The organism is Psychromonas sp., from assembly GCF_983033635.1.
The window spans coordinates 1-7,542 of the sequence record NZ_CEZLMY010000174.1 but is presented as its reverse complement, the minus strand read 5'-3'; the positions used below and the strand labels follow the sequence as shown (position 1 = coordinate 7,542).

Here is a 7,542-nt window from a genome sequence, read left to right as displayed (position 1 = left end):
TGCTTGATGAGTTTTTGCAGATAGGGAGGCGTTTCTTTGTGTGATAATACCACCACTTCTTTTACTCGGGCTATCTCCTGCTCTTTCTGCACTCTAACACCCAGTACAAAAGGGCCACCAAAACCTTTACCGGTAGCAACCACCAGCGCTTGATCAGTGACACCGGGAGCTGGCACAAAGACTACAGGTGAATCGGGATAGATTTCACTGCGACTCCAGTCGTAATTAGGATAATGGGCTTTTGCTAAAAGCAAATAATCAGGTTCGGAGGCTATATTACCTATGATAAAAGCTAAAATTAATGTGCTCCAGGCAAATAATTTCCAAATTTTATCAAGATGCGGGGCTAAATTTCTTTTCATGAAATACTCTGGTTGTTTATGCAGTTATCTCTAAAGGTTCATATGCTTAAAAATAGAGTGGAAGAAAGCTTCCACTCTATTTATGCTTTTCACTAATCGGTTAGCTGCTAAGGTTAGCCGCTTGTGGACGAATGTATCTCTTCCATATCCAGGAGATGGCCAGTATGCCTGGTCCAGAGAAGCAGATCAGAGCGATCGCCCCGGATTGGGCAACACCCTCAAGAAATGAAGCTCCTGCCCATGCCAAACCGAATAGAATAAGCAGGCAAGAGACAATTAGAGCGCCCCAAACCCACCAGCTCAATTTTACTTTAATCGATAAATATGCCAGACCTGCTGACATTAGGGTAAATAAGATTCCGAAGCAGAACCATTGTGCTAATTCCATAATATTCTTCCTCTTATTAAGAAATGTTAGATGTACCAAAAGTAGATTTATTGTGTTTATTAACTCGCATGCCTTCACCTGTTCTCCAGAATTTTTTAACTTTTTCCGGGTTTTGGGTCGAACCATAACCAAAGGCAGGATGGAGTTCTGCCATTAAACCGTGGATCAGTTTAGGTGTGAACGGGTTGATCGCCATAATAAACCAGTGATGCCAGAAATCAGGCTCATTGAAAGTACAGGAAGCGATGCAGGCACCACAGTCACTATCAGTCTCCAGCCAGTAGTCCACACAGCGTTTGGCATCGGTATGGAATTTCTTAACCCCGATATGGTTGCTCCAGTTATAACCCGGCTCTTTGGCACGCTCGTGATCCGGGTAGAAGCTTGGCTCTGTCGAATGCGAGATTGCCTGACTAGGACAGGCATCGGCACATTTTTTACAGGATTTACAGAACTCGGTAATCCCCCAAGTGTGCGGCTGGTCATACTCATCTTCAAAGTCAAAATCAGTAAATACTTTACAAATTCGTACGCGAGGACCGTAACCTGGAACCAACAGGCAGTTATTACGGCCACCTTCACCTAAGCCGGCCATAATCCCATAGGCACCAGAAATCGCCAGATCATTACCCGCGCCTACTGCGTTGTAACCAAGCCCGTTCATAAAGTGTTTCATTGCACCGGCAAGGACCGCCATCTGAGTGTACCCGATACCAGCTGTCGCTGCAGAAACACGACTGGGTGCAGTGGCCATGCCGTCGTAGTCCATAGGTACAACCATCACGATCACGGATTTTGGTTTGAATGGAAAGTCTTTTTCCCAGCTCAGCTCTTTGTCCTGAGTCAAATCGTAAATAGGATCATAATTCCAACGTTTGTCATTACGGGCAATACCGACTCGCAGCGCGCCAAACAGACGACCGGCAGAACGAACAGCATCGGCTGCTTCTTTAGCGTCTGTAAATTGGTGTTTATTTTCGTGTTTATCTGATTGATCCCAAGTATACGGCGGAGTATTCGGCACCCCAGTGCCACCAAAAAGTAGCATTTTACCTTTTGGACCACTCCAGTTGGCCCAAGGCATCCAACTTGCGTGCTGAAGTGCCCCGTCTAGTTGAGTAAAACCTGGACGGCTGTTGTCATAAGGTACGTTGTGTTCAAAATGTTGAAACAGCTTAGGCCAGAAATAGTCAGCAGGCTTATCATGAAGCTTTTTAAACTGCTCCATGCGCGTATTGTCTCGTGCAGCCAGTACCGGACTGGCTGCATAACTCAGTGTCGTATTCTTCTGTCTAAAGGGTTTAAAGTCTTCGTTGGTTTCCGGGTAATCTTTTGCAATTCTCCCCTCAACCGATGCGCTACCGGCTGCATAAGTAGCACCGCCTCCGAGAAGGGCCGCACCGCCTCCAACGGCGAAACGTTTAAAAAAGGTTCTACGTGATAGATCCGTACCTTGATCCGATTGCTTTTCACTGACGATTGTGGATTCAACGCCTTCCTGATCTTGATTTATGTTTGAGGGGTCGTTTGTCATGCTGAGTCCTTAGTTCCGGCCTGATTTTACTTACTGTTTACTGTGGCAAAGTATTGTGCATATGAATTGTTTCACACTGCACTGTACTGTACGGTACTATGTACCGAGCGGTACTTAGTGTTGCGCATTAATGCTGTGCTGTCAAGAAAGTTGTGCCTCAATTATCAAGCTTGAGTGATCCGTTTTCAGATATAAAGTCGGCTTGTTGTATTTCTGCTAGCAGATTTTATGTGACTATGGCATTGCTGCTTATCCGACAGAGTGACCATAAAATAGACAATTCCATTAACATCCAGCCTATCTTAATTAATTGAAACTCTTTCCTTTTTATTACTAACTTCAGACAATGCGTGCAGTTTGAATCTATCTGAATTCACATTGCGCAATACACATAATTGCGAGCCTAACTATTGGCGATCCTGCTCGTTTTTAGCAGGCTGGTTAGTGAGGTAGCTGCTTTATTTAACATCTTAAAATCTGGATGCAGTGCGCTGAAAGTAGCTGGTTGGAAAATATTCAGTTGTTTTACTCTCTTTCATCACCGTTTTACTATACTTGCAGTAAAGACAGTACAAGCTAAGTAGTTACATAAATTTAGCGAATATTTGCTTCTGCGAGGTAGTTATGAAATATAGAACAGCTGTTGTCGCTGGACATTTTTACCCTGAATCTGCTAAGCAATTACGCGCAGAGGTCAGATCTTTTGTAGGATCTGTAACAGAGCCGGAAATCCAGGCGCACGCACTTATCGTCCCTCATGCAGGTTATTGTTATTCAGGAGGGGTAGCGGGGTGTGCTTATGCTTATCTTAAATCCATTGCCACTGATATTAAGCGTGTAATTTTACTTGGTCCCAGCCATCGCGTTGCGTTACAAGGTTGCGCTATCTCCAGTTATGACGCATTCAGTACACCACTTGGGCAGATAGATGTTGCAAATGAGTGTTATAGGAAACTGTTAAAATTAGGTTTGGTGAGTATCAGCGACCCAGCTCATTTATTGGAACACTCACTGGAAGTGCAACTGCCATTTTTACAATATTGTTTAAATGACTTTCAGATAGTGCCAATTGTTGTAGGTCAGTGTCAACCGCACACGATCAACGAAATCCTGAGTGCGTTACAGGTTAATGACTCATCGAATTTAGTGGTTGTCAGTTCAGATCTCAGTCATTACCATCCCTACCAACAAGCTAAGATTTTGGATAATATCACTATCAATAAAATTTTAAATTATAACAACACGTTAGCTGGGGAAGATGCATGCGGTTGCTTTGCAGTGAATGGTTTATTGGATTATGCAAACAGCCAAAAATGGCAAATCAAGTTAGCTAAAAAAGCAAACTCGGGTGACGTTTTGGGTGGAAAAAAAGAGGTGGTAGGTTATGCCAGTTTCGTCTTGTACTAGCTTCAGCGCTAGTGATCAATCTGTACTCAAAGAGCTTGTCAGGAAAGTGCTTAAGGATGCGGTTACACATAAATCGTTACTATTGCCTAAGGAACCAGAATCTTTGTCTTTGTTAGCGCCTGGAGCCTGTTTTGTTACTTTATATGCGGATCAACAGCTGCGCGGCTGTATCGGTACTTATGTTGCCGATCAGCCACTATGGCTTAATGTCTGTCGCTATAGTTATTACAGTGCCTGTGAAGACCGGCGCTTTGAGCCCCTGGCTGAAGATGAATTAGCTAATCTGCGTTTTGAAATATCTATTCTCAGTGAGCTTGTGCCAATGCGAAATAATGGCGAGCAAGCTTTATTGCAGCAACTTAGGGTGGGTATTGATGGATTGTTGTTAAAAGAGAGCTATCGGAGCGCAATATTTTTACCTACTGTCTGGCACTCCTTAACAACACCATTTACATTTTTACAGGCATTAAAGCAAAAAGGGGGCTGGCCTCGGAATTATTGGAGCAGAGATATTGAACTGTTTCGATTTAGCACATCAGTTATTGAAGGGAAAAATAATAATCACAGCAGATAAGTCGCAATCCCGCGGTACTTTTTCAATTCTAAACATCATAATAAACAATAGATGAGTTTTATACTCATCTATTGTTTACAAGGTTTTTTAGGCTGAGGTTTTAATAAAAAAAGCGCTACTTATTATATGTAGCGCTATCCTGCTACCAGACAATACCTAAAATAACCGAGTAACGACGATCGGAATCATCACCATATTCGGGGCCCAATTCCTCTTCATAGGTGGTGAAACCTAATCTAAATACTGAGGCGGTAAAATCGATGCCTGCAGTAAGATTGCCCTGATATACTCCAGTTGCCACTTCCATTGATGACCAGGAATTGTCATATAACATTGCTGAGATTCCAAAACGTAAACGTTTCACAAAATCGGTATCGTCATAATCAGTAAAAGAGATATTATTATCAGGAGTATCTAGGTTATAGATTCTCGTCTTATTGGCATTAAACAGATCCACATAATCCAGAGCAATTCGGGTTTTTACAATATGCGGGATTGTTGGCTCAATAGAGGCACCAATATTAACAGTGGTAGGCTGGCCTCCATAGCTGTCATCAAATGTCATATTCCCAATATTCATTACACTTAAACCAAGGGCGGGTTTAAGGTCACTATCAGTATGAAACTCATAAATAGCACCTAAATCTAAACCGAAACCTGTACCATCTTTTTCCCACTTGTCGCGTAGTTCGTCACCAATATCATCATAATTAATCAGATCGTCAGGCGTTAAGGCACCCTCATATGATTTCTGTTTAATAAATTTAGCACCGACTCCTAAAGTAAGATCGCCAGCTGCAATATCTTTTAGGGTATGAGCGTAAGCTGCTGTTATGCCGCCATAAGCACGGCTTTGCACTTCTAATAGATCATAACTGCTGGCATGAGGTGTCATATTGGCATCAACGGCAGAGAGCAAACCTACACTCCAGGCATAATCACCATGGTTCATACTGAGCGAACTGTAGTTAGACACATCCACATGCACCCGCTCTCCGGAATACTTACTAAATACATCTAAAATTGCATCAGTGGTATCAGTATCTATCGCGTCGTTAATATCATTAATGATATTTTTACCGTTACTACTACCTGTACCACTTAAGCCCAAAAGTTCCACTACCATGCCATGGTGTTCCGGCATATTAGCGATACCAGCCGGGTTGGAAAACAGAGAGGAACTGTAACCACCAGCGGCGACATTAGCTCCACCCATTGCCATAATACGCAGATCTTTATAAAGGTAAGCATGCTCTGTTGCCTGAACTATAGATACAAAACCCAAGCCAGCAACCATAGGTATAATCCATTTTTTCATCGTCTAATCCTTTTGCACTTTATATTTTTACTATGTGTAGCCAAGCATCTTAAAATGTAACTTTTGGATAGCCTGGCTATAACGCGTTACTGTTTATTTAAATAATCAATTATGTCATCCATGGTGAAACAATCTTCACCTTCAGGGATCTGCTCACAACCTTCAGCTTTAATTTCCAGTTTAAAGTCATCAATAGATTCTTGCAGTTCATCACTATCTTCCCCCCCGGCATTCTCAATTAAAGTTTCAATATTATCAAAACCACTATTTAATGAATCCAGAACGAAATCTTGAATATTAAGATCTTCAACTCCTTTATTTACTGGACAGGCATAGCACCCCTGCACTGATGGATCAGCACAGGCGGAATAATCCGCCTGGCAATAATCTTTGCTAAAAATAGTGCTGCCGATAGCTTCTGACTCCAGAAAATATCCTGCTTCACCCTGATAAGATACAGTCAGGCTATTATAATCTTTAGTCGTATTATCACTTGCAGTAAAAGTAACGAACTCAGAATTATCAACCGAAACGCCTTCTTTACATTTCAGGTATGGGATTGTGAATTCACTGTCATTTTTATGATCGTACGAATATTGCAGGGCACAGGTCGAGCGTATCATGGCAGGGTTATTGCCCTCAGTGTCATTAATCCAATCGCTAACATTGCCTTCCGTCATTGCATCGATTGCCATGGTCGTTTTTAAAATATCAACAAAACCGATTACTAAGCAGATTCCATCTTGAGTTGAAGTAGGCTCAACGATATCTATACACCGCTGACCGCCAAGATAATTGATAAAAGCGTTGTGAGAATTTCTCAGGTCAAGCAGAGCACTATTACTGGCTGAATTTGCAACTTCTTCAACAAATATTGAAAATTGATCGTTACTGGCATTGTCAGTATCGTCAATCATGGCGCTCATAACGGTCGGTAAGGTTAACCCTGTTTTACCTAAATAGGCGCTTCCTAAATCAACAAAAAACTCATTCTCCGGATAATCAGCCTGACAACTGGCATCTTCAATGCGTTCAATTGCAGATAGATAATTGCCTGAATCTAAATCCTGTTGAACATAATAACGGCATACTTCAGTTTCAGCATCATTGCAGCCACCCAGTAATAACAAGCCGGGCAGAAGAGCTGATAGATATGTTGCTTTCATAATAATATCCTTATAAAAAATCATCCTCACCATAAAAACACAGATGAGCGGTGTCAATATATCTCTCAGTTTAGCACTGTATCGAGCTAAAAAAACTTGCGGCTAGCTGAATGCATAAAATTTGACCAGCTTTGCGCATGTTTTATTATTAGCACTGAAAAATAAAATATTATCAAATGAGCGCTACAGCTCGTTTTTATGTTTTATCCGTTATAAATAGAATGCTATTTGCTTGAAATTAGCTAGAATCGCGTCATTAGACAGATTGACTCTGAGCCTCATTTTTGATGCAGTGCTTATATTGTTAATAAAATTATTAATCTAAGAGGAACTATGAAAACGATTGAACAAGTAAAGAGAAGCCGCCGACTTCGTAAAAAGTTATATGTGGGTGAATATGCGGTATTAGGCTTTGAAGTTTCATTTAAATTTGCTGATTTGGACGAGTGCACATTTGATTCTTTTTTTACTGAGATAATCAATTTTGTTGAATCAAGAAATTTAATTTTGGGCGGTGCTGGGGGCTCTCAAACATTTTCTGTTTTCATTAGTGCATTTGATCGTTATGGCAGTGCTTCAGAAGATGATCGTAGTGCTTTTATTGGTTGGTTAGCAGAGAGAGAATTTATTAAAGATGCAGTTGTTGGCGAGTTAACTGATGCATACTACGGTGTTTAACGGGTTTTATTCATTGTACTTGTCCTATTTTTTGATGAAAATCAGTCCTGTTGTTAAATAGCAGTTCTTTTTGAATAGGGTGAGATAAAAGTCTCACCCGAGTCACCCTATCAGG

8 protein-coding genes are annotated in these 7,542 nt (G+C 41.4%); 3 read left to right on the top strand and 5 right to left on the bottom strand.

The window, feature by feature from the left end; genetic code table 11:
* The 3 genes from AC4GME_RS15955 to AC4GME_RS15945 form a co-directional block, all read right to left on the bottom strand.
* On the bottom strand, positions 1-362 hold a 362-nt coding region (locus AC4GME_RS15955), incomplete at its 3' end, for a hypothetical protein (protein WP_490379749.1).
* A gap of 100 nt (positions 363-462) precedes the next feature.
* A complete protein-coding gene (locus AC4GME_RS15950) occupies positions 463-750 on the bottom strand; it encodes a hypothetical protein (protein WP_490379748.1) in 288 nt (95 codons plus the stop codon).
* Between the two features lie 16 nt (positions 751-766).
* Positions 767-2,284 carry a reductive dehalogenase gene (locus AC4GME_RS15945; RefSeq protein ID WP_490376054.1) on the bottom strand — a complete coding sequence of 506 codons (1,518 nt, stop codon included), beginning with the start codon at positions 2,282-2,284 and terminating at the stop codon, positions 767-769.
* Between the two features lie 624 nt (positions 2,285-2,908).
* On the opposite strand from AC4GME_RS15945, the gene amrB reads away from it, so the two are divergent.
* Positions 2,909-3,691 (top strand): AmmeMemoRadiSam system protein B, encoded by a 783-nt coding sequence (amrB, locus tag AC4GME_RS15940; RefSeq protein WP_490376053.1) that lies wholly within the window; start codon positions 2,909-2,911, stop codon positions 3,689-3,691.
* Positions 3,669-4,265: an AmmeMemoRadiSam system protein A gene (gene amrA / locus AC4GME_RS15935; protein WP_490376052.1), complete on the top strand. Its 597-nt coding sequence runs from the start codon at positions 3,669-3,671 to the stop codon at positions 4,263-4,265. The genes amrB and amrA overlap by 23 nt, the downstream gene beginning before the upstream one ends.
* A 142-nt stretch (positions 4,266-4,407) precedes the next feature.
* Here amrA and traF read toward each other — a convergent pair whose 3' ends face one another.
* The gene (traF, locus tag AC4GME_RS15930) at positions 4,408-5,583 is read right to left on the bottom strand and encodes a conjugal transfer protein TraF (RefSeq protein WP_490376051.1); all 1,176 of its coding nucleotides are present in this window, start codon (positions 5,581-5,583) and stop codon (positions 4,408-4,410) included.
* Between the two features lie 86 nt (positions 5,584-5,669).
* Positions 5,670-6,749, bottom strand: a complete 1,080-nt coding sequence (locus AC4GME_RS15925; protein WP_490376050.1) for a hypothetical protein — start codon at positions 6,747-6,749, stop codon at positions 5,670-5,672.
* Positions 6,750-7,082: 333 nt separating this feature from the next.
* On the opposite strand from AC4GME_RS15925, the gene AC4GME_RS15920 reads away from it, so the two are divergent.
* Positions 7,083-7,427: a YggL 50S ribosome-binding family protein gene (locus AC4GME_RS15920; RefSeq protein ID WP_490376049.1), complete on the top strand. Its 345-nt coding sequence runs from the start codon at positions 7,083-7,085 to the stop codon at positions 7,425-7,427.
* The last annotated feature ends 115 nt before the right edge of the window (positions 7,428-7,542 follow it).